This window comes from Kitasatospora sp. NPDC058184, from assembly GCF_042883725.1.
Taxonomy (GTDB): Bacteria; Actinomycetota; Actinomycetes; order Streptomycetales; family Streptomycetaceae; genus Kitasatospora.
The window spans coordinates 79053-102817 of the sequence record NZ_JBHVVE010000023.1; the positions used below are offsets into that span (position 1 = coordinate 79053).

At 74.2% G+C, this 23765-nt stretch carries 25 protein-coding genes; 18 read left to right on the forward strand and 7 right to left on the reverse strand.

All coding sequences use genetic code 11. From position 1 onward, the window contains the following. The first annotated feature begins 46 nt into the window (after positions 1-46). The 5 genes from ACFVXH_RS32885 (at position 47) to ACFVXH_RS32905 (ending at position 5112) form a co-directional block, all read left to right on the forward strand. A complete protein-coding gene (locus ACFVXH_RS32885; RefSeq protein ID WP_074003954.1) occupies positions 47-1522 on the forward strand; it encodes a bifunctional ADP-dependent NAD(P)H-hydrate dehydratase/NAD(P)H-hydrate epimerase in 1476 nt (491 codons plus the stop codon). A 186-nt stretch (positions 1523-1708) separates the two neighbouring features. Beyond that, positions 1709-2908 carry an alanine racemase gene (alr, locus tag ACFVXH_RS32890; protein ID WP_375876160.1) on the forward strand — a complete coding sequence of 400 codons (1200 nt, stop codon included), beginning with the start codon at positions 1709-1711 and terminating at the stop codon, positions 2906-2908. Further along, a complete protein-coding gene (locus ACFVXH_RS32895) occupies positions 2905-4137 on the forward strand; it encodes an alpha/beta fold hydrolase (protein ID WP_387829501.1) in 1233 nt (410 codons plus the stop codon). The genes alr and ACFVXH_RS32895 overlap by 4 nt, the downstream gene beginning before the upstream one ends. 116 nt (positions 4138-4253) lie before the next feature. Further along, positions 4254-4751, forward strand: coding sequence for a tRNA (adenosine(37)-N6)-threonylcarbamoyltransferase complex ATPase subunit type 1 TsaE (tsaE, locus tag ACFVXH_RS32900; protein ID WP_387829503.1), 498 nt, complete (start codon positions 4254-4256; stop codon positions 4749-4751). Positions 4752-4896: 145 nt separating this feature from the next. Next, the gene (locus tag ACFVXH_RS32905) at positions 4897-5112 is read left to right on the forward strand and encodes a hypothetical protein (protein ID WP_049655953.1); all 216 of its coding nucleotides are present in this window, start codon (positions 4897-4899) and stop codon (positions 5110-5112) included. 66 nt (positions 5113-5178) lie between these two features. On the opposite strand, the gene ACFVXH_RS32910 is transcribed toward ACFVXH_RS32905, so the two are convergent. Further along, on the reverse strand, positions 5179-5745 hold the full coding sequence (locus ACFVXH_RS32910; protein ID WP_049655963.1) for a hypothetical protein: 567 nt from the start codon (positions 5743-5745) through the stop codon (positions 5179-5181). Between the two features lie 154 nt (positions 5746-5899). On the opposite strand from ACFVXH_RS32910, the gene tsaB reads away from it, so the two are divergent. From tsaB to ACFVXH_RS32935, 5 genes are all read left to right on the forward strand, one after another. Beyond that, a complete protein-coding gene (gene tsaB / locus ACFVXH_RS32915; RefSeq protein WP_049655952.1) occupies positions 5900-6574 on the forward strand; it encodes a tRNA (adenosine(37)-N6)-threonylcarbamoyltransferase complex dimerization subunit type 1 TsaB in 675 nt (224 codons plus the stop codon). 23 nt (positions 6575-6597) lie between these two features. After that, positions 6598-7086 carry a ribosomal protein S18-alanine N-acetyltransferase gene (gene rimI, locus ACFVXH_RS32920; protein ID WP_049655961.1) on the forward strand — a complete coding sequence of 163 codons (489 nt, stop codon included), beginning with the start codon at positions 6598-6600 and terminating at the stop codon, positions 7084-7086. Beyond that, the gene (gene tsaD, locus ACFVXH_RS32925; RefSeq protein WP_049655951.1) at positions 7079-8170 is read left to right on the forward strand and encodes a tRNA (adenosine(37)-N6)-threonylcarbamoyltransferase complex transferase subunit TsaD; all 1092 of its coding nucleotides are present in this window, start codon (positions 7079-7081) and stop codon (positions 8168-8170) included. The genes rimI and tsaD overlap by 8 nt, the downstream gene beginning before the upstream one ends. Then, positions 8167-8427: a hypothetical protein gene (locus ACFVXH_RS32930; RefSeq protein WP_074003950.1), complete on the forward strand. Its 261-nt coding sequence runs from the start codon at positions 8167-8169 to the stop codon at positions 8425-8427. Before tsaD ends, ACFVXH_RS32930 begins: the two co-directional genes overlap by 4 nt. 80 nt (positions 8428-8507) lie before the next feature. Beyond that, complete coding sequence (locus tag ACFVXH_RS32935) at positions 8508-9410, forward strand: polysaccharide deacetylase family protein (RefSeq protein ID WP_107418825.1); 903 nt, start codon at positions 8508-8510, stop codon at positions 9408-9410. A gap of 34 nt (positions 9411-9444) precedes the next feature. On the opposite strand, the gene ACFVXH_RS32940 is transcribed toward ACFVXH_RS32935, so the two are convergent. From ACFVXH_RS32940 to ACFVXH_RS32955, 4 genes are read right to left on the reverse strand one after another with little or no spacing between them, the layout of a single operon-like run. Beyond that, the gene (locus tag ACFVXH_RS32940) at positions 9445-10611 is read right to left on the reverse strand and encodes a methyltransferase domain-containing protein (protein ID WP_375876163.1); all 1167 of its coding nucleotides are present in this window, start codon (positions 10609-10611) and stop codon (positions 9445-9447) included. 57 nt (positions 10612-10668) lie between these two features. Then, on the reverse strand, positions 10669-10998 hold the full coding sequence (locus ACFVXH_RS32945) for a hypothetical protein (RefSeq protein WP_387829507.1): 330 nt from the start codon (positions 10996-10998) through the stop codon (positions 10669-10671). Then, positions 10995-11315: a hypothetical protein gene (locus ACFVXH_RS32950; protein WP_387829509.1), complete on the reverse strand. Its 321-nt coding sequence runs from the start codon at positions 11313-11315 to the stop codon at positions 10995-10997. Before ACFVXH_RS32950 ends, ACFVXH_RS32945 begins: the two co-directional genes overlap by 4 nt. Next, the gene (locus ACFVXH_RS32955; RefSeq protein ID WP_387829511.1) at positions 11312-11647 is read right to left on the reverse strand and encodes a hypothetical protein; all 336 of its coding nucleotides are present in this window, start codon (positions 11645-11647) and stop codon (positions 11312-11314) included. Before ACFVXH_RS32955 ends, ACFVXH_RS32950 begins: the two co-directional genes overlap by 4 nt. A gap of 250 nt (positions 11648-11897) precedes the next feature. Between ACFVXH_RS32955 and groES the strand changes: the two genes are divergently transcribed. From groES to ACFVXH_RS32970, 3 genes are all read left to right on the forward strand, one after another. Next, positions 11898-12203 carry a co-chaperone GroES gene (gene groES / locus ACFVXH_RS32960; protein WP_049654366.1) on the forward strand — a complete coding sequence of 102 codons (306 nt, stop codon included), beginning with the start codon at positions 11898-11900 and terminating at the stop codon, positions 12201-12203. 115 nt (positions 12204-12318) lie between these two features. Then, on the forward strand, positions 12319-13944 hold the full coding sequence (gene groL / locus ACFVXH_RS32965) for a chaperonin GroEL (protein ID WP_049654364.1): 1626 nt from the start codon (positions 12319-12321) through the stop codon (positions 13942-13944). Between the two features lie 141 nt (positions 13945-14085). After that, positions 14086-15084, forward strand: coding sequence for a LysR family transcriptional regulator (locus ACFVXH_RS32970; RefSeq protein WP_375877209.1), 999 nt, complete (start codon positions 14086-14088; stop codon positions 15082-15084). 99 nt (positions 15085-15183) lie between these two features. Here the strand turns inward: ACFVXH_RS32970 and ACFVXH_RS32975 are convergent, their stop codons facing one another. Continuing rightward, entirely contained in the window at positions 15184-15510 is a 327-nt protein-coding gene (locus ACFVXH_RS32975; protein ID WP_049654358.1) for a WhiB family transcriptional regulator, read from the reverse strand. 563 nt (positions 15511-16073) lie between these two features. Between ACFVXH_RS32975 and ACFVXH_RS32980 the strand changes: the two genes are divergently transcribed. The 4 genes from ACFVXH_RS32980 (at position 16074) to ACFVXH_RS32995 (ending at position 20806) form a co-directional block, all read left to right on the forward strand. Continuing rightward, complete coding sequence (locus tag ACFVXH_RS32980; protein ID WP_014136228.1) at positions 16074-16685, forward strand: response regulator transcription factor; 612 nt, start codon at positions 16074-16076, stop codon at positions 16683-16685. Positions 16686-17020: 335 nt separating this feature from the next. Continuing rightward, positions 17021-17737, forward strand: coding sequence for an RNA polymerase sigma factor ShbA (gene shbA, locus ACFVXH_RS32985; RefSeq protein WP_074003945.1), 717 nt, complete (start codon positions 17021-17023; stop codon positions 17735-17737). 278 nt (positions 17738-18015) lie between these two features. Further along, positions 18016-19518: an IMP dehydrogenase gene (gene guaB, locus ACFVXH_RS32990; RefSeq protein WP_049654355.1), complete on the forward strand. Its 1503-nt coding sequence runs from the start codon at positions 18016-18018 to the stop codon at positions 19516-19518. Positions 19519-19678: 160 nt separating this feature from the next. Further along, on the forward strand, positions 19679-20806 hold the full coding sequence (locus tag ACFVXH_RS32995) for a GuaB3 family IMP dehydrogenase-related protein (RefSeq protein ID WP_049654353.1): 1128 nt from the start codon (positions 19679-19681) through the stop codon (positions 20804-20806). A 120-nt stretch (positions 20807-20926) separates the two neighbouring features. Here the strand turns inward: ACFVXH_RS32995 and ACFVXH_RS33000 are convergent, their stop codons facing one another. Further along, on the reverse strand, positions 20927-21490 hold the full coding sequence (locus tag ACFVXH_RS33000; RefSeq protein ID WP_387829514.1) for a hypothetical protein: 564 nt from the start codon (positions 21488-21490) through the stop codon (positions 20927-20929). A gap of 252 nt (positions 21491-21742) precedes the next feature. Here ACFVXH_RS33000 and ACFVXH_RS33005 point away from each other — a divergent pair, with 252 nt between their 5' ends. Beyond that, positions 21743-23764: a serine/threonine-protein kinase gene (locus ACFVXH_RS33005; protein WP_387829516.1), complete on the forward strand. Its 2022-nt coding sequence runs from the start codon at positions 21743-21745 to the stop codon at positions 23762-23764. Position 23765 lies beyond the last annotated feature (1 nt).

A 23765-nucleotide genomic window follows, 5' to 3' on the forward strand; every position in this document is an offset into this window, starting at 1 on the left:
AGTGCGCCCAGGTCTGATACCGGCCGGCTTCTGAAGGAGTCCCCGAATGCGTCATGCACACCCTGTGGAAACCGTCCGGGCCGCGGAGGCCGAGCTGATGGCGCGGCTGCCGGAGGGCACGCTGATGCAGCGGGCGGCCGCGGGGCTGGCCGCGACCTGTGCGCGGCTGCTGACCGGGCGTCGGGGGCGGGTGTACGGCAGTCGGGTGACGGTGCTCGCGGGCAGCGGGGACAACGGGGGTGACGCCCTGTACGCGGGGGCCGCGCTGGCCCGGCGCGGGGCGCGGGTGACGGCGGTGCTGCTGGTGCCGGAGAAGGCGCACCCGGACGGGCTGGCCGCGCTGCGGGCCGCCCGTGGGCGGGTGACGGTGGAGCAGGAAGTCGGCCTGGCCGACTTCTCGCGCGCGGACCTGGTGCTGGACGGCATCGTCGGCATCGGCGGCCGGGGCGGGCTGCGCCCCGCGGCGGAGCCGTACGCGCGGGCGGCGCGGCGCGGGGTGGTGGTCGCGGTGGACCTGCCGAGCGGGGTGGACGCCGACACCGGCGAGGTGCCGGGCGTGGCGCTGCGCGCGGACGTCACGGTCTGCTTCGGCACGTACAAGCCCGGTCTGCTGATCGACCCGGGGGCCTCGTACGCGGGCGCCGTGCAGCTGGTCGGCATCGGGCTGGAGCCGCTCGCCGCGGAGGTGACGGCGCTCCAGCACGCGGACGTGGCGGCGCTGCTGCCGGTGCCGGGCGCGGAGAGCGACAAGTACCGGCGCGGCGTGGTCGGGGTGGCGGCCGGCTCGGCGACCTACCCGGGGGCGGCGCTGCTCGCGGTGGCCGGGGCGCTGCACGGGGGCGCGGGCGCCGTCCGGTACGTCGGCACGGCGGCCGAAGAGGTGGTGCGGCGCTTCCCGGAGGTGCTGGTCACCGAGGGCGGGCCGGCCGGGGCCGGACGGGTGCAGGCCTGGGTGGTCGGGCCGGGCGGCGGCGAGGGGGCGCGGCAGGCGCTGGCCGAGGCGCTGGCGAGCGACGTCCCGGTGCTGGTGGACGCGGACGGGCTGACCGAGCTGGGTCGGCTCGGCCCGGACGCGCTGGCTGGCCGCACCGCGCCCACCCTGCTCACCCCGCACACCGGCGAGGCCGCCCGGCTGCTCGCGGGTGCCGGGGGCGGCACGCCGCCGGCCGCCGACGACCTGGCCGCGGCCCGGCTGGCCACCGCCCGCCGGCTGGCGGCCGCCTACCGCGCGACGGTGCTGCTGAAGGGCTCCACCACGGTGGTCGCCGACCCGGGCGGGGCCGTCCGGGTGAACCCGACCGGCACCTCCTGGCTGGCCACGGCCGGCAGCGGCGACGTGCTGGCCGGGCTGGCCGGCTCCCTGCTGGCGGCCGGCCTCGCGCCGCTGGACGCCGCGTCGGCGGCCGCCTACCTGCACGGCCTGGCCGGCCGCGAGGCGGCGGGCGAGCCGGGCGCCCCGACGACGGCGCTCGCGGTGGCCGGCGCGCTGCCGGCGGTGTGGCGGGCGGTCCGGACGCCCTGACCGGGAAGGCCGGGAAGGCGCCCGGAGGGCCGGCAACCGGAACCGGACGGTCCGTCGAACGCGTCCGTGCAAGGGACGGACGAGCGGTTCGCCGCAGGTCGGCGCGGTGCGCGCGGCCCGGTCGTCGGCCGCCGCGCCGACGGGCCGTTCGGCGAGGACTCCGGGACGTCTGGGAGACTGACCCTGATGACAACTGCGAACACGATCGGCACAGCCACCCTCACCGACGGCGTACGGGCCGAGGCGACCATCGATCTCGCCGCCCTGCGCGGCAACCTCGCCGCGTTGCGCGAGCGCGTCGGCAGCACGGCGGTGATGCTCGCGGTCAAGGCGAACGCCTACGGCCACGGCGCGGTCGAGTGCGCCCGGGAGGCGGTCGCGAACGGGGTCGGCTGGCTCGGCTGCGCGACGCCGGACGAGGCGCTGGCCCTGCGGGCCGCGGGCATCCGCCCCGAGCAGGCCCGCATCCTGTGCTGGCTGTGGACGCCGGGCGGGCCGTGGTGCGAGGCGCTGCGCGCGGGCCTGGACATCTCGGTCAGCGGCCAGTGGGCGCTGGACGAGCTGCTGCCCGCCGTGCGCGAGACCGGCATCCCGGCCCGGGTGCACCTGAAGGCCGACACCGGCCTCGGCCGCAACGGCTGCCAGCCGCACGACTGGCCGCGGCTGGTGGCGGCCGCCCGCCGGGCCGAGGCGGAGGGGCTGCTGACGGTCGTCGGCGTCTGGTCGCACTTCGCCGCGGCGGACGAGCCCGGCCACCCGTCGATCCAGGCCCAGCTGGACTCCTACCGCGTCGCGCTGGCCACGGCCGAGGCCGCCGGGCTGCGCCCCGAGGTCCGGCACCTGGCGAACTCCCCGGCCACCCTGCTGCTGCCGGAGTCGCACTTCGACCTGGTCCGCACCGGCCTGGCCGCGTACGGGCTGTCGCCGGTGCCCGAGGTGGGCTCGCCGGCGGACTTCGGGCTGCGCCCGGTGATGGCGCTGACCGCGCGGCTGGCGCTGGTCAAGCACGTCCCCGGCGGGCACGGGGTCAGCTACGGCCACCACTACACGACGCCGGGCGAGACGACGCTGGGCCTGGTCCCGGTCGGCTACGGCGACGGCATCCCCCGGCACGCCAGCGGCACCGGCCCAGTGCAGATCGACGGCAAGTGGCGCACGGTGGCCGGCCGGGTCGCGATGGACCAGTTCGTGGTGGACCTCGGCGGCGACGCCCCGGCGATCGGCGACGAGGTGCTGCTGTTCGGCAACGGCGAGCGCGGCGAGCCCACCGCCGAGGACTGGGCCCGCGCCTGCGGCACCGTCTCGTACGAGATCATCACCCGAATCGGTGCCCGGGTGCCCCGCCGCTACCTGGGCGGCAGCCACGCCGAGGTCCGGTCGGCATGACCGGGGGGCCGGCCGAGGGCAGTCCGGTCGCGGCGGTCGCCAGGGCGGCCGGTGCCGCCTCCGGGGTGAGCCGGGCGGGTGTGATCGGGATCTCGGTCGGCGTGCTGGCGGCCGGGGCGGCCGCGGGCGTCGCGATCGAGCGGCTGACCGTCGGCCGGGCGATGCGCCGCCGGGCCCGGGCCGAGCTGGACGCGAACGCCCCGTACGGCTCGCTGCGCGGGCGCCCGAGGACGGTGGCCGCGCCGGACGGCACCGAGCTGTACGTCGAGCTGGACGGCACCGGCTGGAGCGGGCCGGACGGCGGGACCGGTGCCGAGCCGCTGACCGTGGTGTTCTGCCACGGCTACTGCCTCAACCAGGACAGCTGGCACTTCCAGCGGGCCGCGCTGCGCGAGGGCCTGCGGCTGGTCTTCTGGGACCAGCGCAGCCACGGCCGCTCCGAGCGCTCCCGCTCGTACCTGGCGGGCGAGCCGGCCGGCATCGACCAGCTGGGCGGCGACCTCAAGGCGGTGATCGACGCCGTCGCGCCGACCGGGCCGCTGGTGCTGGTGGGCCACTCGATGGGCGGCATGACGGTGATGGCGCTGGCCGACCAGCACCCGGAGCTGTTCCGCGAGCGCGTCGCCGGGGTGGCGCTGATCGGCACCCTCGCCGGGGACTGGAACGAGGTCAGCCTCGGCCTGCCGAAGGCCGGCGCGAAGCTGTTCAAGAAGGTCGCGCCCGGGGTGGTGAAGCTGCTGGGCCGCCAGGTCGACCTGGTCGAGGCGACCAGGCGGCTGGGCTCGGACGTGGCCGCCGTGTTCTACCGGAGGTTCTCCTTCGGCGGCCGGGACGTCGACCCCGGCGTGGTGCGCTTCGCCGAGCAGCTGCTGGACGCCACCCCGATCGACGTGGTCGCCGAGTTCTACCCGGTGTTCGGCGCGCACGAGAAGTACGGGGCGCTGGACGCCCTGCGCGGCCTGCCCGCGCTGGTGCTGGCCGGGACGAAGGACCTGCTGACGCCCTCGACGCACAGCGAGGCGATGGCCGAGCGGCTGCCCGGCGCGGAGCTGGTGCTGGCCGAGGGCGCCGGGCACCTGGTGATGCTGGAGTGCCCGGAGCTGGTCGACCACGAGCTGGCCCGGCTGCTGCGCCGGGCCGTCGGCTTCGCCGGGGCCGCGCCGCTGCCCGCGGCCGTCCTCGACCTGGCCGGGGAGCGGACCGCGGAGACCGTCGTCGACCCCGCCTGAGGCCCGGGTGCCCGCCCGAAGGGCCCACCCGCCGCGCGGGTGCCCGCCGATGTGGCACGGTAGCGGTGGCGGCCGGTGGTCGGCGCGCCGTACGGACCGAAGGGCAAGACACGCGCATGGGCTCGCACGCCACTCTCACCGTCCCCACCCCGGAGCGGATGGGCCGGCTCGGCCGGGAGCTGGCCGCGCTGCTGCGGCCGGGTGACCTGGTGCTGCTCTCCGGCGAGCTGGGGGCGGGGAAGACCACGCTGACCCGGGGCCTGGGGGAGGGGCTGCAGGTCCGCGGGGCGGTGACCTCGCCGACCTTCGTGATCGCCCGGGCGCACCCCTCGCTGGTCGGCGGCCCGGCGCTGGTGCACGTGGACGCGTACCGGCTGGGCGGGGACCTGGACGAGATGGAGGACCTCGACCTGGACGTCTCGCTGCCCGAGTCGGTGGTCGTGGTCGAGTGGGGCGAGGGCAAGGTCGAGCGGCTGTCCGAGGACCGGCTGGAGGTCCGGATCGAGCGCGCCATCGGCGGCACCGAGGGCGGGGACGACCAGGACCCGCGCCGGGTGGTGCTGACCGGCATCGGCCCGCGCTGGGCGGACGCGGCGCTGGCGGAACTCGGATAGCCGGGAGGGCGGCGACGACCCGCCGACGGGGCTCCGACGACTCGCCGACATCTTGCCGACAGACTGTCGGCAAGATGTTGCGGCCGGGGTGCCGGGCGTGGTGGGATGGGTGCTGCGGTTAGGTCTGCCTAACTAGGGAGGCGCCATGTCGAGCACCACCCCCGCCCCGCAGCGCGCGGTCACCGCCGCCGGGGCCGGAGAGTCCGCCCGTCGCGTTCCGGGAGAGCCGATGCGGGCGCTGCTGGCCGCCTGCGCGGCCGCCGAGGCGGTGTCCACACCGCCCGGACCGCGCCCCCGGCAGGACGGACCGCGGCCCGGACACGACGAACGGCCCGAGGCGCGGACGCCCCGGGCCGCCTGAGGCCGCTCCTCCCGAAACCGAATTCGAACCCGAACCCGAAGCCGGGCCGCCCGGTCCCGTCCGGGCTCAGGCGATCACGACCACCTTGGTGTCCTTCGGCGCGAAGTCCCAGAGCAGCTGCCCCTCGGCGCGGCCGCTGCGGATGCCGCCGGTCTTGGCGCTCGGGTCGGTGGTCGGCGTCGCGCCGTCCACCGCCGCGCTGAAGCCGAACACCACGCCGTTCTGCTGCGCGAAGCGCACCACGTGCTCGATCTGCTTGCCGTCCGTCCCGGTGGTGGTCGGGGTGCGGCTGTACACCGCGTAGCTGCCCGGGGCGGGCTCGACCGAGCCCGGGGTGACCGGGAAGGCGGCCGCGACCTGCGGGCTCTTCTTCGGGTCGACCAGCCAGACGTAGTGGCTGCCGACCGAGTACACCACCCGGGTGCCGGTGCCCGAGGTGGCCGGCAGCGGGGGGACGGTCGGGGTGGCCGCGGCGGTGGGCGCCGCGGCGGTGGCCGTGCCGGTCGCCGTGGTGGTGGCGGTGGGCTTGGGGCCGCCGGCCCGGTCCTGGGCGCCGTTGGCCTGGAAGGCCAGCAGGCTCACCACCGCCAGGGCCCCCAGGGTCAACCCCGTGACCACCACTCCAGGACCCATCTTCGCCACGTTGCCGCTCCCGCCGCCGTCCCTTTACGTACGGCCCCATCGTGCCAGGTTCATCCGCGCGGGTCGCAGTGCCTCGGATCTGTGTTCCCGCCTGGTACACCCTGCCGATCGGCCGGTCGGCCCAACGTCGGTCTAACCTTGACCCGTGCTGCTGCTCGCGTTCGACACCGCTACCCCCGCCGTCACCGCCGCCGTCCACGACGGCACGGCCGTCCTCGCCGAGACCCACCAGGTCGACGCCAGGCGCCACGGCGAACTGCTGCTGCCCGCGATCGACCAGGTGCTGCGGGCCGCCGGGGTGGACAAGCACCGGCTGACCGGCATCGCGGTCGGCGTCGGCCCCGGCCCGTACACCGGCCTGCGGGTCGGCCTGGTGACCGCCGCCGCGCTCGGCCACGCCCTCGGGCTGCCGGTGCACGGCGTCTGCACGCTGGACGCGATCGCCTTCCAGGCCCGCGCCGAGGGCCTGGCCGGGCAGCCGTTCACGGCCGCCACCGACGCGCGCCGCAAGGAGGTCTACTGGGCCTCGTACGACGCCGAGGGCCGCCGCACCGAGGGCCCCGCCGTGGACCGCCCGGCCGAGCTGACCCCGCAGCCGCGCTCCGTCGGCGCCGGCGCGCTGCTCTACCCCGACGCCTTCCCGGGCGCGCACGGCCCCGAGCACGTCTCGGCCGGCGCCCTGGCCGGCTTCGCCGCCGCCGAGCTGGCCGCCGGGCGCGAGCTGCTGCCCAACCACCCGCTGTACCTGCGCCGCCCGGACGCCCAGGTCCCCGCGGCCTACAAGAACGTTCTGGGAGGCAAGGCGGTGCTCCCGGCGTGAACCACGGCACCACCCTGCGCCCGATGCGCTGGTGGGACATCGCGCCGGTGCTGGAGCTGGAGCTGCGGCTCTTCCCCGAGGACGCCTGGTCCGCCGGGATGTTCTGGTCCGAACTGGCCGAGTCCCACCCCGGCGGCACCCGCCACTACACCGTCGCGGCCGCCCCGGACGGCAGGATCGTCGGCTACGCCGGACTGATGGCGATCGCCGGCGAGGGCGACGTCCAGACCATCGCCGTCGACGAGCGCCACCAGGGCGCCGGCCTCGGCACGGCGCTGCTCACCGACCTGATCCGGGAGGCCGCCCGGCGCGAGTGCGCCGAGCTGCTGCTGGAGGTGCGGGTGGACAACCCGCGCGCCCAGCGGCTGTACGAGCGCCACGGCTTCGAACCGGTGGGCATCCGGCGCGGCTACTACCAGCCCGCCAACGTCGACGCGCTGGTGATGCGCCTCGACCACCCGAGCACTGACAGCACTGACCCGAAGGACATTGAGGACACCCGCCATGGCTGACGAACCGCTCGTCCTCGGCATCGAGACCTCCTGCGACGAGACCGGCGTCGGCATCGTGCGCGGCACCACGCTGCTGGCCGACGCGGTCGCCTCCAGCGTCAACGACCACGCCCGCTTCGGCGGCGTCGTCCCGGAGATCGCCAGCCGCGCGCACCTGGAGGCGATGGTCCCGACCATCCAGCGTGCCCTGGACACCGCCGGGATCAAGGCGAGCGACCTGGACGGCATCGCCGTCACCGCCGGCCCCGGCCTGGCCGGCGCGCTGCTGGTCGGCGTCAGCGCCGCGAAGGCGTACGCCTGGGCGCTGGACAAGCCGCTGTACGGGGTCAACCACCTCGCCTCGCACATCTGCGTCGACCAGCTGGAGCACGGCCGGCTGCCCTCGCCGACGATGGCCCTGCTGGTCTCCGGCGGGCACTCCTCGCTGCTGCTCAGCGAGGACATCACCAGCGACGTCCGCCCGCTCGGCGCGACCATCGACGACGCGGCCGGCGAGGCCTTCGACAAGGTCGCCCGGGTGCTCGGCCTCGGCTTCCCCGGCGGCCCGATCGTCGACCGCACGGCCCGCGAGGGCGACCCGAAGGCGATCGCCTTCCCGCGCGGGCTGAGCGGCCGCAACGACCCGGCGTACGACTTCTCCTTCTCCGGCCTGAAGACCGCCGTCGCCCGCTGGGTGGAGGCCAAGCGCCGGGCCGGCGAGGAGGTGCCGGTCGCCGACGTGGCGGCGTCCTTCCAGGAGGCGGTCACCGACGTGCTCACCCGCAAGGCCGTCAAGGCGTGCAAGGACAACGGCGTCGACCACCTGATGATCGGCGGCGGCGTGGCGGCCAACTCGCGGCTGCGCGAGATGGCCCAGCAGCGCTGCGACCGGGCCGGCATCCGGCTGCGGGTGCCCCGGCCGGGCCTGTGCACCGACAACGGCGCGATGGTCGCCGCGCTGGGCGCCGAGATGGTGTGGCGCGACCGCACGCCGTCCGCCCTCGACCTGTCGGCGGACTCCTCGCTGCCGGTGACCGAGACCCACGTGCCCCACACGGACTTCCACGGCCAGGCCTACGACGCCCTCGGCGGCGGCGCGGCATGACCGTCGCCGCGATGTGGGAGGCCCGGGCGGCGACCGGCCGGGGCGACGAACTCGCCGCCTGGGTACGGGAGTCGGTGCTGCCCGCGGTCCGCGGCTCGGCCGGTCTGGAGCGCCTCGAACTGCTCTCCGCCCCGGGCGAGCGGGTGCTGCTGATCACCTGGTGGAACGGCGAGCCGGTGCCCGTCGCCGACCCGCCGGCCGGGCTGCTCGGCCGTCCGGTGCACCGCTGGTCCTTCACCAGCGAGCACGTCGAGTAGCCCCTGGCCGGGAACCGCCGCGGCGGTCGGTACCGTGCATAGCTGAGAGAAGGCTGGACGGGAACCGGGAGCGCGCAGCGGTGATCAGGCGGAGCAGGACCAGGACGTACGGGGTGGGGGCGCTGGCCCTGCTGGCCTTCGCCACCGCGTGCGGGGACAACGGGGGTGGTGGCGGTGCCGCCCCCGCCGCCACGACGGCGGCGGCCACGCCCCGGCCCACCGGCGCCGCGCCGACCAGCGCGTCCGCGCCCCCTTCGGCGGGCGCCCCGGCGGGCGCGGACGCGGCGGCCTGGGCCAAGTGGAACCTCACCCCGCTCGCCCCCGCCCCGGCGCCGCCCGCCGACAAGCCGATCAAGCTCGAACGGACCGGCCCCGTACCGGTGTTCAGCGATGTGAAGACCAGCGACAAGGTCGTCTTCATCACCATCGACGACGGCGCGGAGAAGGACCCGAAGTTCGTCGAGATGCTCACCGACCTCAAGGTGCCGATCTCGATGTTCCTGACGAAGGACATCGTCAAGAACGACTACGGCTACTTCAAGCCGCTCCAGGCGCTGGGCAACCACATCCAGAACCACACCGTGGACCACCCGGTGATGAGCAAGCTGTCGGCCGACAAGCAGAAGGCCGAGATCTGCGACGACCAGGCCGCGCTCACCCAGCAGTACGGCACCGCCCCGTTGCTGTTCCGCCCGCCGTTCGGCGACGGCGCCAACACCCCGATGCTCAACACCTCGGTGCAGCAGTGCGGCCCGCGCGCGATCGTGCTCTGGCGCGAGTCGATGCAGATCCACGACATGCAGTACCAGGCCGCGGACAAGAAGCTGAAGCCCGGCGACATCGTCCTGGCGCACTTCCGCGGCCCCAAGGAGCTCAAGGGCGCCACGATGACCCAGATGTTCGGCGACCTGCTGGCCCGGATCCAGGAGCAGGGCTTCTCGGTGGCCCGGCTGGAGGACTACATCCAGGCGCCCGCCTCGTAGCCCCGTCCCGGTCCTGGGGCCGCCGCGTCGGGGGTCAGACCGGCTGCCCCAGCATCATCAGCGGCCCGTTGTCGGTGCGGCTGAGGATCACCGTGACGGTGTTCGGCCCGGAGGGCTTGAGCTGGCGGCGCAGCTCCTCCGGGGTGATCGCCATCCCGCGCTTCTTGATCACCACCGTGCCGACCGCCCGCTCGCGCAGCAGCGCCTTCAGCTTCTTGATGTTGAACGGGAGCACGTCGGTGAGCTCGAAGGCGTGCGCGTACGGCGTCGCGACCAGCTCGTCCGAGGTCAGGTAGGCGATCTTCGGGTCGATCAGCCGGCCGCCCACCTGCCCGGCCACCTCGGCCACCAGGTGGGCCCGGATCACCGCGCCGTCCGGCTCGTACAGGTAGCGCCCGACCGGGCCGGCCGGCGGGTCGGGCAGGTCGCCGCCGGTCAGGCTGGCGCCGTGCGGCAGCAGGGTGGCGCGGTGCGGGCTGGTGGCCCTGGTTCCGAACCAGAGCACCGCCTCCTTGACGTCGCCGTGGTCCGAGACCCACTCGGCCTCGGCGTCCTCCGGCACGGCCTCGTGCGGGATGCCCGGCGCGACCTTCAGCGCGCCGATCGGGGTCCGCCGGCCGGCCTCGATCGCCCAGGAGAGCGGCGGGGCGTACGCCTCCGGGTCGAACACCCGGCCGCGCGCGGTGCGCCGGGCCGGGTCGGTGAACACCGCGTCGTAGCCGGTGACGTCCACCTCGGCGACGTCCGCGCAGCGCACCTCGACCAGGTCGGCCAGGCCCAGCGCGGCCGCGTTGGCCGCGGTGGCGGCGCAGGCCGCCGGGTCCCTGTCGACGGCCAGCACCTCGATGCCGGCCCGGGCCAGCGCCAGCACGTCCCCGCCGATGCCGCAGCACAGGTCCGCCAGCCGCCGTACGCCCAGGTCGGCGAACCGCCGGGCCCGCCACTCGGCCACGCTGCGCCGGGTGGACTGCTCGACCCCGTTGGGCGTGAAGTACATCAGGTCGGCGTCCGCCCCGAACTTCGCCCGCGCCCGCTGCCGCAGCCGCGCCTGCCCGAACGCGGCCGACACCAGCTCCGCCGGGTGCTCCCGCCGCAGGCGGGTCGCCAGCGCGAGCTCCTCCTCGGGGGTGAACTCGCGCAGCTCGGCGAGCAGGGCCTGGCCCTCGGGGGTCAGCAGCGGCTGGAGGTTCTCGGTGTCCACGGGGCCATTCTCGCGGGTCGGCCGGGTGGCCGGTCGGCCGGAGCGGCCGCGCGGCGTTCACCGGCCGATGACGGGGACGTCGGAGGTCAGCCAGAACACCAGCGGCATCAGCGGCGCGGCCGCCAGCGCGGCGTACGGCGTGATCCGGTACCCGAGCCGCCGGGTGCCGAGGCCGGTCAGTGCCAGCAGGACGAGCATCACCACGACGCCGAAGACGTCCAGGGCCTCCACCCCGGGGCCGTACAGGGCGAGCAGCTTCAGCCAGTTGAGCACGAACGACCCGACGGACGCCGCCGCGACGGCCCCGGCGAGCACCACCGCGGCGAGCACCAGGTCCGGCGCCCAGTGGACCGGCGGCCGCCCGGGCGCGCCGTGGGGCCGGCTCACCGGAGCCACCCCGCGCTGGCGAGGGCGGTCAGCAGGGCGGGGCTGACCGCGGCGGCGACCGGGGTGATCCGGTAGCCCCGCCGGTGGGTGTACCGGGCCACCGTCACGACCGGGACGAGCAGCAGCGCGGTCGCGGCGCCCCGGGCCGCCCAGCCGCCGATCGCGGGGTGGGCCTCCAGCGCGAGCGCGGCCAGGAAGGCCGCGATCCAGCCGAACCCCAGCAGCGAGGCGGCCCCCAGGACCGTCAGCAGCGCGAGCAGCAGGTCCGTCGGACGGCCGACCGGGCGCAGCGGGTCGGCGAGCGGCAGCCGGTTCACCGCCACAGCACGCCCGAGGAGAGGACCGCCGGCAGCGCGAATGGGGCGAGCCCGGCGGCGACCGGGAGGAGCCGGTAGCCGGACCGCCGGCTGCGGAATGCCACCACGAGGCCCGCCGCCAGGGCGACCACCGGGGCGGCCAGCATCCCGATGCCCAGGAAGGCCCACCCGCGCCCGTCCCCGTCGTCCCCGTAGCCGGGGATGGTGCCGAGGCAGGCGACGAGGAGGAAGGCGACGAACGGCAGCACGCCCCCCAGCAGGGGCAGCGACAGCAGGGCGAGGGCGGCGTCCTTGGGCCGGGACGGGCCGATGCGCACCGGGGTCGAGGTCATGGCAGGAGTCTGGCGGGGCCGGGCCCGGTCGTACATGAGTACGGCTACTCATTCGCGAACCGGGGACTTCCGGGACTCGCCGTTGGCACTCTGGTTGACTGAGTGCTAACACGGCCCTATGGTCATCCTTGGCACTCACCACTAGGGGAGTGCTAACGCGACGACGTGTGTCTGACCCCCGCGACGGCAGGCCCGCAGGATCGCCCCTACCCGTTAGAAAACCCCGTAATCTCCGAAGGGGAGCTCGGACGTGACCACCAGCAGCAAGGTTGCCATCAAGCCGCTCGAGGACCGCATCGTGGTCCAGCCGCTCGACGCCGAGACCACCACGGCCTCCGGCCTGGTTATCCCGGACACCGCCAAGGAGAAGCCCCAGGAGGGCGTCGTCCTGGCCGTCGGCCCGGGCCGCTTCGAGGACGGTCAGCGTCTGCCGCTCGACCTCGCCGTCGGCGACATCGTCCTGTACTCGAAGTACGGCGGCACCGAGGTGAAGTACAAGGGCGAGGAGTACCTCGTCCTCTCGGCCCGCGACGTTCTCGCGGTCATCGAGAAGTAAGACGTACCGACCCGCCCCGGATCCGTGTCCCAGTGACAGGGGCCCGGGGCGTGGTTGTTGGTTCACGTAGTTCGGCGGCCGGTGGGCCGGCCGCAGCCCCGAGGGAATAGGGAACATGGCGAAGATCCTGCAGTTCGACGAGGACGCCCGCCGCTCGCTGGAGCGCGGTGTCAACAAGCTGGCCGACACCGTCAAGGTGACCATCGGCCCCAAGGGCCGCAACGTCGTCATCGACAAGAAGTTCGGCGCCCCGACCATCACCAACGACGGTGTCACCATCGCCCGCGAGGTCGAGCTGGACGACCCGTACGAGAACCTTGGCGCGCAGCTCGTCAAGGAGGTCGCCACCAAGACCAACGACGTCGCGGGTGACGGCACCACGACCGCCACCGTGCTGGCCCAGGCCCTGGTCAACGAGGGTCTGCGCAACGTCGCCGCCGGTGCCGGCCCGGCCGCCCTGAAGAAGGGCATCGACAAGGCCGTCGCCGCGGTCTCCGAGCACCTGCTGTCCGTCGCCCGCGAGATCGAGGGCAAGGACGACGTCGCCGCCGTCGCCTCCCTCTCCGCGCAGGACACCCAGGTCGGCGAGCTGATCGCCGAGGCGATCGACAAGGTCGGCAAGGACGGTGTCATCACCGTCGAGGAGTCGAACACCTTCGGCGTGGAGCTGGACTTCACCGAGGGCATGCAGTTCGACAAGGGCTACCTGTCGCCGTACTTCGTCACCGACGCCGAGCGCCAGGAAGCGGTCCTCGAGGACCCGTACATCCTGATCAACCAGGGCAAGATCTCCTCCATCCAGGAGCTGCTGCCGCTGCTGGAGAAGATCCTCCAGGGCGGTGCCTCCAAGCCGCTGCTGATCATCGCCGAGGACGTCGACGGCGAGGCGCTGTCGACCCTGGTCGTGAACAAGATCCGTGGCACCTTCAACGCCGTCGCCGTCAAGGCCCCGGGCTTCGGCGACCGCCGCAAGGCGATCCTCGGCGACCTGGCCGTCCTGACCGGTGGCCAGGTCATCTCCGAGGAGGTCGGCCTCAAGCTCGACCAGGTCGGCCTGGACGTGCTGGGCACCGCCCGCCGCGTGACCATCACCAAGGACGAGACCACGGTCGTCGACGGTGCCGGTGACTCCGAGGCCGTCGCCGGCCGCGTCGCCCAGATCAAGGGCGAGATCGCCGCGACCGACTCCGACTGGGACCGCGAGAAGCTGCAGGAGCGCCTGGCCAAGCTGGCCGGCGGCGTCTGCGTCATCAAGGTCGGCGCCGCCACCGAGGTGGAGCTGAAGGAGCGCAAGCACCGCCTGGAGGACGCCATCTCGGCGACCCGCGCCGCGGTCGAGGAGGGCATCGTCGCCGGCGGTGGCGCCTCCCTGGTCCACGCCGCCAAGGTGCTGGACGAGGGCCTGGGCCTGTCGGGTGACGAGGCCACCGGTGTCGCCGTGGTCCGCAAGGCGCTGCACGAGCCGCTGCGCTGGATCGCCCAGAACGCCGGCCTGGAGGGCTACGTCATCACCTCCAAGGTCGCCGAGCTGGAGATCGGCCAGGGCTACAACGCCGCCACCGGCGAGTACGGCGACCTGGTGAAGGCCGGCGTCATCGACCCGGTCAAGGTCACCCGCTCCGCCCTGGAGAACGCCGCCTCGATCGCCTCCCTGCTTCTCACCACCGAGACCCTCGTGGTGGAGAAGAAGGAGGAGGAGGCCGACAACGGTCACGGCCACGGCCACGGCCACTCGCACTGAGGCTCCGACGCCTGACCGGAGGCCCGGTCCGCTCCCCCCGGGGGGCGGGCCGGGCCTCCGGCGTTCCGTCCGAGGTTCCGCTTGAGGCTTCAACTATCAGCAGAATTTTGCAGAATGCAAAGATTGCCTTATAACTAAGGCATGATCGAGGCCCGCCATCTGCGCGTTCTGCGTGCCGTCGCCCGCACCGGCTCCTTCTCCGCCGCCGCCCGCGAGCTGGGGTGTACGCAGCCCGCCATCAGTCAGCAGATGAAGGCCCTGGAGAAGTCGGTGGACACCCCGCTGGTGGTCCGCTCGGGCCGCGGGATGCAGCTCAGCGAGGCCGGCCGGGTCCTGCTCAAGCATGCCACCGGAATCCTGGCCGGGCTCTCCGCCGCCGAGGAGGAGGTGGCCGCGATCGCCGGGCTGCGGGCCGGACGGGTGCGGCTGGTCTCCTTCCCGACCGCGAGCTCCACCCTGGTGCCGCCCGCGGTCGCCCGCCTGCGGGACAGCCATCCGGGGGTGCGCGTGTCGCTGGTCGAGGCCGAGCCGCCGGAGTCGCTGGCGATGCTGCGCGGCGGCGAGTGCGAGATCGCGCTGGCCTTCCGCTACCCGCAGTCCGACGGCGCCGTCGCGCTCCCGGCGCCCGCCCACGGCACGCCGCGCGAGGCCCGGGCCGAGGCCAACCTGGAGGCGCAGCAGCTGACCGCCGGGACCGACTGGTCCGACCTGGTGGTCACCCCGCTGCTGGACGACCCGCTGGTGGGCGTGCTGCCGGCCGCCCACCCGCTGGCCGGGCGGGGCGGGGCGGTGGGGCTGGCCGAGCTGGCGGAGGAGCAGTGGATCGCCGGCTGCCCGCAGTGCCGGGGGCACCTGGTGGAGCTGTGCACCGGGGCGGGCTTCGAGCCGCGGATCGACTTCGCGACGGACGACTACCCGGCGGTGGTCGGCCTGGTGGCGGCCGGTCTCGGGGTGGCGGTGCTGCCCCGGCTGGCGCTGCGGTCGGTGCGTCCTGACGGCGTGTCGACGGTGCCGGTGCGGACGGCCTCCGGGGCGCCCGCGGTGCGCCAGGTGGTCGCGCTGACCCTCCCGGACCTGGCCGAGGTGCCGGCCGTGGCGCTGATGCTGGAGCGGCTGGCGGGGGCGGCCGCCGACCGCTGACGGTGGGTGACGGGACCGTCGGGGTCCGGTACGTACGGTGAGCCAGAAGACTGAAGCGCCGCGAAGAAACGTTTCTTCACGGCGCTCAAGGAGACGGGTCTACCGCTGGGCGACCGCCGGCGGGGCCAGCGGAACCTCGACCAATCGGTGTCGCGAGCGCCCCAGCATCTCCTCGCGTTCGTCCTCCGTCATCCCGCCCCACACGCCGTACGGCTCGCGGACCGCCAGCGCGTGCGCCGCGCACTCGGCGATCACCGGGCAGCGCATGCAGACCTCCTTGGCGCTGGCCTCGCGCGAACTGCGCGCCGCCCCGCGCTCGCCCTCGGGGTGGAAGAAGAGCGAGCTGTCCACGCCACGGCAGGCTGCGGAGAGCTGCCAGTCCCAGAGGTCCGCGTTGGGACCGGGGAGGCGGGAGAAATCTGCCATGGCTCATTCCCTTCAGAGGCTGTCGGCCGTCGGCCGGGCGTTCGGCGGGGCTGCTGCCGAGCGGTGCGGCGGGGCTTCGATGCACTGGTGTGGACACCTGGAAATATGACTTAAGGCAACTCCATGGACAAGTCACCCACACACTGGCACAACAGTCAATGACCATACGAAAGCTATAAAAACGGGCATAGTGGGCAAGGGGCTCCAGCGGGCGCGGACGTGGCAATCGGGTGGTCGACGGGCGCGCGGGGTGCCGAATCGATGTGCGGGTCGTACGCCGACCGCGCGCGAGCTGCGCAAAAGAGCGGCGTGTGCACCGCGATGCGGCTGATCGGTAATGGGTTGGCCACGTACAGTGGTGGAGATGGCCCCGAAGGCCGTAACTCATTCGAGTGACGGTCGTTGGAAGTGCGGAGGCGGTTAGCGGGCGCCGGACGTCGGGAACGATCGCGGGCAGGTTGGGGCGATCACCGCGGAGTCCGTCGCCGATCGGCCGTGTCGTAGAGGTTCGTACCAGCCAGGAGGCTCAACGTGACGCGGATCAGCTGCGGAGGACGACGGTCATGACTTCCGTTCTCGTTTGCGACGATTCCCCGCTCGCCCGCGAGGCGCTTCGCCGCGCGGTCGCGACCGTACCCGGTGTGGACCGGGTCACCACCGCGACGAACGGGGAGGAGGTCCTCCGCCGCTGGGTGGCCGACCGCTCCGATCTCGTTCTGATGGACGTCCGGATGCCCGGCCTCGGCGGGGTCGAGACGGTCCGGCGGCTGCTGTCCGCCGACCCGGGCGCGCGGATCATCATGCTCACCGTCGCCGAGGACCTCGACGGGGTCGCGCTCGCGGTGGCCGCGGGTGCCCGCGGGTACCTGCACAAGGACGCCTCGCGCGCCGAGCTGCGGGCCACCGTCACCCAGGCCCTCGCCGACCCGACCTGGCGGCTCGCCCCCCGCCGGCTGCGCAGCCCCGACATGGGCGCGGCGCCCACCCTGACGGCGCGTGAGATCCAGGTGCTGGAGGGCATGAGCCACGGCCGCAGCAACGCCGAGATCGGCCGCGAGCTGTTCCTCTCCGAGGACACCGTGAAGACCCACGCCCGACGGCTGTTCAAGAAGCTCGGGGCCTCCGACCGGGCGCACGCGGTGGCGCTGGGCTTCCGCTGGGGCCTGGTCCGCTGACCACCGGCGGCGCCGCCGGTTGCGGCGTGCCGCCGGAGGTTCCCGGAGCGGGCGCCGCACGGGCGTGTGACGTTACGGTCCCGAGGTTGCACCATGGAGGAGTGGAGCACCTCGGGGACCAGCGGACAGGCACTGCGGCGAATCACGCAGCCGCAGGACACTCGGCGGACGGCGCGACGGACGGGACCGCCGACGGCGGCGGGGCGGGAGGCGGCACGGTGCAGGAGGGGCCGGTGGTGCGCGGGACGCCGGACGGTGCCGCAGCGCATAACGTTCCGGTGCACAACTCCGGACGCGGTGCCGCGTTTTCCCGCTCGACCAGGCACCATGGACCGATGCGCGACGACGTCGCCGGTGCGACCGGCCAGGCGGACCCGGTGGAGGCCGAGCCCTCCGGTCCGGGCCACGGTCCGTCGTACGCCGAACCCGGCGGTTCCGCCGGTGGGACCGGGCCGGGCCGCCGGCCGGTGCTCGGCACGGGCGGCTCGCCGCTGGTGGGCGAACTGGTCGCGGCCGCGGTGCGCGGCGAGAACCCGGCGATCGACGCGCTGCTCGCCTACGTCCACCCGCTGGCGCTGCGGTACTGCCGCGCCAAGCTGGTCCGGCTGCCCGGCGGGGCCCGCCACCACGTGGACGACGTCGCCCAGGAGGTCTGCGTGGCGGTGCTCTGCGCACTGCCCCGGTACAAGGACCAGGGGCGCCCGTTCGAGGCCTTCGTGTACGGGATCGCCGCGCACAAGATCGCCGATCTCCAGCGGGCCGCGATGCGCGGGCCCGGCTCGACCGTCGTGCCGCAGGACGACCTGCCGGAGGTGCCGGACGAGGCGCTCGGCCCGGAGGAGCAGGCGCTGCTGAGCAGCGACGCGGCCTGGGCGAAGGAGCTGCTCTCCAACCTGCCGGCCCGTCAGCGCGAGCTGGTGCTGCTGCGGGTGGCCGCCGGGCTGTCGGCGGAGGAGACCGGCGAGGTGCTCGGGATGTCACCGGGTGCCGTCCGGGTGGCCCAGCACCGGGCGCTCAGCCGGCTGCGGGCGCTCGCGGAGGAGTCCTCCTGACCACTCCTCCCGTTGCGTGCCGTTTCCGCCGGTTGCGGGCGGAATGATCCACGGGGCGGGGTTGTTGTCAAGGGCACACGAGGACACATTCGCGGTGCCAGTACCATGGGGTATCGGCGCCTGGGCGGGTTGCCAAAGTTTGACGGGTGCGCGCGGGGTCCCCTTGGAGGATCCTCCTATTCGTACCCGGCTTCGGCGGTCTGCGCGAGTGAGCGATGAATGCGCCCCCACCCTCAGGGCGTGAGCGGATTAGGCCGGCCACGGAAGGTACCCCCCAAATGTCTTACAACGCCGCAGGCGTACCCGAGAAGTTCGCCATGCTCGGGCTCACGTACGACGACGTCCTGCTGCTGCCCGGGGCCTCCGAGGTGCTGCCGAACCAGGTGGACACCTCCTCCCGGGTCTCCCGGAACGTGCGCGTCAACATCCCGCTGCTGTCCGCGGCGATGGACAAGGTCACCGAGTCGCGCATGGCCATCGCGATGGCCCGCCAGGGCGGCGTCGGCGTGCTGCACCGCAACCTCTCGGTCGAGGACCAGGCCAACCAGGTCGACCTGGTGAAGCGGTCCGAGTCCGGCATGGTCACCGACCCGATCACGGTCGGCCCGGAGACCACCCTGGGCGAGGCCGACGCGCTGTGCGCCAAGTTCCGCATCTCCGGCGTGCCGATCGCCGACGAGGCGGGCAAGCTGCTCGGCATCGTCACCAACCGCGACATGGCCTTCGAGTCGGACCGCACCCGCCAGGTCCGCGAGATCATGACCCCGATGCCGCTGATCACCGGCAAGGTCGGCATCTCCGGCGTGGACGCGATGGCCCTGCTGCGCCGCCACAAGATCGAGAAGCTGCCGCTGGTCGACGACGAGGGCCGGATCAAGGGCCTGATCACCGTCAAGGACTTCGTCAAGGCCGAGCAGTACCCGAACGCCGCCAAGGACGCCGAGGGCCGGCTGCTGGTCGGCGCCGCCGTCGGTGCCAGCGCCGAGGCGTTCGACCGGGCCCAGGCCCTGGTCGAGGCCGGTGCGGACTTCCTGGTGGTGGACACCTCGCACGGCCACAGCCACAACGCGCTGGCCTGGATCGCGAAGATCAAGTCGGCCGTCGGGATCGACGTGGTCGGCGGCAACGTGGCCACCCGGGACGGCGCCCAGGCGCTGATCGACGCCGGCGTGGACGGCGTCAAGGTCGGCGTCGGCCCCGGCTCCATCTGCACCACCCGCGTCGTCGCCGGCATCGGCGTCCCGCAGGTCACCGCCATCTATGAGGCCGCCCAGGCCTGCCTGGCGGCCGGCGTGCCGGTCATCGGCGACGGCGGCCTGCAGTACTCGGGCGACATCGGCAAGGCGCTGGCCGCCGGTGCCGACACCGTGATGCTCGGCTCGCTGCTGGCCGGCTGCGAGGAGTCCCCGGGCGAGCTGATGTTCATCAACGGGAAGCAGTTCAAGTCCTACCGCGGCATGGGCTCGCTGGGCGCCATGCAGTCCCGCGGCCAGGGCCGCTCGTACTCCAAGGACCGCTACTTCCAGGCCGAGGTGGCCTCGGACGACAAGCTCGTCCCCGAGGGCATCGAGGGCCAGGTGCCCTACCGCGGCCCGCTGTCGGCCGTGCTGCACCAGCTGGTCGGCGGTCTGCGCCAGACCATGGGCTACGTCGGCGCCGCCACCGTCGCCGAGATGGAGAGCAAGGGCCGCTTCGTCCGGATCACCTCGGCGGGCCTCAAGGAGAGCCACCCGCACGACATCCAGATGACCGTCGAGGCGCCGAACTACTCGGCCCGCTGAGCCACCGGCCACCGAGGGGCCCGCTGCCGCACCGCGGCGGCGGGCCCCTGCCGGTGCGCCCGGGCGCGGGCCGTCGGGGCGGGACCAGCGGCAGTACGGGATACTGGGGGGCGGCCGGGGTGACCCGGCGGGCATGAGCAACAAAGCAGAAGGGCTCGAAGTGACTGAGATCGAGATCGGGCGAGGCAAGCGCGGCCGACGGGCGTACGCCTTCGACGACATCGCCGTCGTCCCCAGCCGCCGGACCCGGGACCCGAAGGAGGTCTCGATCGCCTGGCAGATCGACGCCTACCGCTTCGAGCTGCCGTTCCTGGCCGCCCCGATGGACAGCGTGGTCTCGCCGCAGCAGGCCATCCAGATCGGCCGCCTCGGCGGTCTGGGCGTGCTGAACCTCGAAGGCCTGTGGACCCGCTACGAGGACCCGCAGCCGCTGCTGGACGAGATCGCCGCGATCACCGACGAGTCCACCGCGACCCGCCGGCTCCAGGAGATCTACGCCGCGCCGATCCGCGCCGAGCTGATCAAGCAGCGGATCCAGGAGGTCCGCGACTCCGGCGTGGTCACCGCCGCCGCGCTCTCGCCGCAGCGCACCGCCGAGTTCTCCAAGGCCGTGGTGGACGCCGGCGTCGACGTCTTCGTCATCCGCGGCACCACCGTCTCGGCCGAGCACGTCTCCAGCGCCGCCGAGCCGCTCAACCTCAAGCAGTTCATCTACGAGCTGGACGTCCCGGTGATCGTCGGCGGCTGCGCCACGTACACCGCGGCCCTGCACCTGATGCGGACCGGTGCCGCCGGTGTGCTGGTCGGCTTCGGCGGCGGCGCCGCCCACACCACGCGGAACGTCCTGGGCATCCAGGTGCCGATGGCCACCGCCGTGGCCGACGTGGCGGCCGCCCGTCGCGACTACATGGACGAGTCCGGTGGCCGCTACGTGCACGTCATCGCGGACGGCGGCGTCGGCTACAGCGGGGACATCCCGAAGGCCGTGGCCTGCGGCGCGGACGCGGTCATGATCGGTGCCGCGCTGGCGCGGGCGACGGACGCCCCGGGCAAGGGGATCCACTGGGGGATGGAGGCCGTCCACGAGGAGCTGCCGCGCGGCAAGCGCGTGGACCTCGGGACCGTCGGTACCACCGAGGAGATCCTGACCGGGCCCTCGCACACGCCGGACGGGACCATGAACCTGTTCGGCGCGCTGCGTCGGGCGATGGCCACCACGGGCTACACGGAGCTCAAGGAGTTCCAGCGGGTCGAGGTCACCGTCAACCCGGCGCTCGACCACCGCTGAGTCCTGACCTGACCTGATCGAGGGGCCCCTGCCGGGTGACGGCGGGGGCCTTCTCCTTTTCCCGGTGCGGGAGGCGGGTGCGGGTGCGGGGGTGGTACGGGGAGGGGACGGGGCGGGCGGTCAACTCCGCGTGGCGCTGCGGCGGGTGAGGAGGAACCCGCCGATGAGGGCGATGGCGTAGAAGGCGGCGTCGAGGGGGCGGAGGTCGGCGCGCCAGGCGGTGACGGTGTCGTGCAGCAGGCCGCCGGGGGTCGGGCCGTCGGCGTGGACGCGGCGGAGGTGCTCGATCAGCTGGCCGAGGAGCAGGGCGCCGGCGGCGAGGAGCGCGCCGAGCGGGGGGAGTAAGCGGCCCTGGCCGCCGAGCCGGCCGAGCGGGAGGGCGACCAGGCCGGCCGGGGCGATGGCCAGCCAGCCGAGGCTGTCGGCGGCGCGCAGCGGGGCGCTGCCGTAGGCGAGGCCGCCGAGGAGCATGGCGAGGAGGGCGAGGGAGACGGCCAGGGCGGTGCGGTGCCGGGGGGTGGTCCTGGGCGTGGGTTCGACGGGGTCGAAGCCGGCCACGGGGGCGCCGGGCATGCCCGGGGCGACGTAGCCCTCGGGGGAGACGGGGGGTGGTGCGACCGAGTAGTGCTGGGCGGTGTGCGGCCGGATCGATGGGCCGTCAGTGCCCGGTGCGGGTGCGGTCATGGGCGTCGAATCCCCCCGGAATACGATGAGCTGCCGAACGGTAGCAGTGGTCCGGACAGATCTTGGCGAGTTTTCGATCACAGATCGGGCACGGAGCGCCGCCTCCGTTCCGGTTCGTACCGGCTCGATGCGGGGGCCGGGTGGTCGCGGGCCCTCCGGACAGGAGATGATGGAGGCTTGGGCGTCCGGGCCCCAGGTCGGGCCGACGCGCCGTCACCACGACCGCCAGCAGCACATGGGGGAACGTTCCGAATGACCCAGGCGCAGGGTTCCACCGGCCGCCTCCTGGCCGGCCGCTACCGCCTGAACGGCGTGCTCGGGCGCGGCGGCATGGGCACCGTCTGGCGCGCCGAGGACGAGATGCTGGGCCGGACCGTCGCGGTCAAGGAACTGCGGATGAACGCCAGCGTCGACGAGGAGGAGAAGCACCGGCTGATCACCCGGACGCTGCGCGAGGCCAAGGCGACCGCGCGGATCCGGCACAGTTCGGCGGTGACGGTCTTCGACGTGGTCGACGAGGACGACCGGCCGTGGATCGTCATGGAGCTGGTCGAGTCCCGCTCGCTGGCCGACGTGGTCCGGGAGGACGGGCCGCTGGCCCCCGCCCGGGCGGCGGAGATCGCGCTCGACGTGCTGGGCGTGCTCAGCGCGGCGCACGCGCTCGGCATCCTGCACCGGGACGTCAAGCCGTCCAACGTGCTGATCGGCGAGGACGGCCGGGTCGTGCTCACCGACTTCGGCATCGCCAGCGTGGAGGGCGACGCCTCCGTCACCTCGACCGGGATGCTCGTCGGCGCGCCCTCGTACATCTCCCCGGAGCGGGCCCGCGGGCAGAAGCCCGGGCCGCCGGCCGACCTGTGGTCGCTGGGCGGCACGCTGTACGCGATGGTCGAGGGCCGGCCGCCCTACGACCGGGGCTCGGCGCTGGCCACGCTGACCGCGGTGATGACCGAGGACCTGATCGCGCCGGTGAACGCCGGGCCGCTGCAGCCGGTGATCGAGGGGCTGCTGGCGAAGGACCCGGCCGAGCGGCTGGACGCCTCGCAGACCCGGTCGATGCTCAAGCGGGTGGTCGCGGAGGCGACCGCGCGGGCCGAGTCCACCACCGAGCACGCGGTGCCGCTGGAGAAGCCGGCCGAGGAGCCGAAGGCCTCGAAGGCGTCGGGGCTGTCGAAGGCGGGGCTGTCGAAGGCGGCGGGGCCGGCGGAGGCGTCGGACGCCGCGGAGCCGTCCGAGCCGTCGGCGTCGGCGTCGGCGTCGACCTCGGCGGAGTCCGCGGAGCCCTCGGAGTCTTCGCCGAAGGAGCCGGAGCAGACCGGGAACGGCCGCAAGCGGTCGGTGGGCGGGCTGCTGGGGACGGTCCGGGTCGGGAGTCGGGCCCAGGACGCGGAGCCCGCCGGGACGCCGTCCGAGGAGCCGGGCGCGGAGCCGATCCGGCCGGTGACCAGCGAGTGGACGATGGGCGCGACCCAGGCGGCCGGGGCCGATCCGCGCACCGGCCGGCGACGGCTGGCCATCGCCACCGTGATCGTGGTGCTGCTGCTGATCGCGGGAGTGGTGGCGGTCGTCCGGATGGTCGGCACCGACGACGGCGGCGCGAACGGCGCGGCCTCGCAGAGCGCGGTCGCCACCTCGCCGGGGGCGACCGGTACCGAGCCGGTGCCGACGTCGGCACCGACGGGCGAACCCGCGCCCGCCCCGGCGCCCGCCCAGCCGACCGGCGACCCGGCCGCGGCGCCGGACGCGCCCGCGCAGTCCGCCGGTGCGCCGGCGGCTCCCGTCCAGCCCCCGGCGGCACCGGCGCAGCCCGCGCCGGCCGCGCCGGGTGCCGTGCCGGCCGGGTACCACGAGTACAAGGACCCGAGCGGCTTCTCCGTCGTGCTGCCGGACGGTCTGCAGCCGACCGGGTCGGACGCCAACCGGCGGATCTTCAAGAACGCGGCCGACGGCAGCCAGCTGCGGATCGAGTGGACCACGTCGCCCGGGGCGAGCGCGGTCGCGGACTGGCAGGAGTCGGAGCCGAACGTCCGCGGTCAGGTCAGCAACTACCAGCGGCTCAACCTGGCGGCGATCACCTACCGGCAGTGGACCAACGCGGCGGACTGGGAGTGGACCAACGGCACGCCCAGGATGCACTCGCTCAACCGCGGCTTCGTGACCGGGACCCCGCCCAAGTACGGGTACTCGATCTACTGGATAGTCCCGGACGCGGAGTGGGCCGCCCAGGCCCCGCTCCGGGACGTCGTCTTCAACAGCTTCCAGCCCGCGCCGTAGG